Origin of the sequence: Nocardia sp. NPDC058497, assembly GCF_042720195.1 — a bacterium.
Lineage (GTDB): Bacteria > Actinomycetota > Actinomycetes > Mycobacteriales > Mycobacteriaceae > Nocardia.
This window is the reverse complement of sequence record NZ_JBHXMY010000104.1, coordinates 1-1,035: the sequence shown is the minus strand read 5'-3', so window position 1 is coordinate 1,035 and position 1,035 is coordinate 1. Positions and strand designations below refer to the sequence as shown.

Sequence of the window (1,035 nt, the reverse complement as noted above, 5' to 3'; positions counted from 1 at the left end):
GCGTCCATGGGCGTCCACCCGGGAATCATCGTCGGCAGGCTTCAGCACCAGGGCAGACTGCCCTGGTCGCACCTACGAGACCTGACCCCCAACGTCAGGAGCTATCTGAGCGCCTGGGTGTGACGTTTCAGAGGCCAGGTCCCGAACCCGGCGTACCCTAGGAATTGCCGTCGGTCGGGGTGAGGCTCGGGGGTTGTGATGGGTGAAAGTACAGCGCTCAGTGTGTATTTGCGCGAGCGGCGGATGGCGGCGGGTCTGGCGCGGACCGAGCTCGCCGTGCGGGCGCAGATGGCGCCGTTGCTGATCAGTCAGATCGAGTCGGGTGCGCTGGTGCCGAATCCCGCTATGTTGCAGCGGCTTTTCGATTCGCTGGATGTGCCGCTCTGGTATCGCAAGCACATCCTGGTACTCGGTCTGCCCGCGCTCGATTCCGGCACGGCGCCCGCCACACCGTCCGCGGAGGACCTGGCCGATCTGGCCAGCCTCACCCATCCGGCCTGCCTACAGCGCTTCCCCACCATGGACCTGCTCGCCGCGAACTCCGACTACCAGCGCCTGTTCCCCGGACTCGGCGCGGGCGTCAACATGCTCGAGTGGATGTTCCTCGATCCGGCGGCGAAGAAGGTCTTCATCGACTGGACCACCGAAGCCCAGCTCCTGGTCCACGCCTTCCGCATGCTCGCCCCGCTCGCGCCGACCCAGCGCGTCACCGCGATCACCGAATCCTGCGGTCAATCCCCCGACTGGGATCCCGTGTGGACCAGCGACGTCCGTCCCCAGGACATCGCCCGTCGGCACCTGCGCGTCCGCGAACGCAGCACCGGCATCGAACGCCGCATGCTCCTGCGCGTCTACGACCCGGCCTTCCCCACTCGCCCCTGGTGGCTCTACCGCCTGATCCCCGCGCGGTAGCCCACGCGGAAACAAAGAAACCGCCGCGGAGAGATGGGCGGTTTCAAGGGGTCGTCGCAACACCGATGGTTAAACGGTAAGTAGATCACGCAGACGCTCGGCTGGGGTATCACCGGGAGAGTA

General features: G+C 66.4%; 1 protein-coding gene. It reads left to right on the top strand.

All coding sequences use genetic code 11. The features are described from left to right. Positions 1–198 precede the first annotated feature (198 nt). Positions 199–912 (top strand): helix-turn-helix domain-containing protein, encoded by a 714-nt coding sequence (locus ACFWPJ_RS10160; RefSeq protein ID WP_378849386.1) that lies wholly within the window; start codon positions 199–201, stop codon positions 910–912. Positions 913–1,035 lie beyond the last annotated feature (123 nt).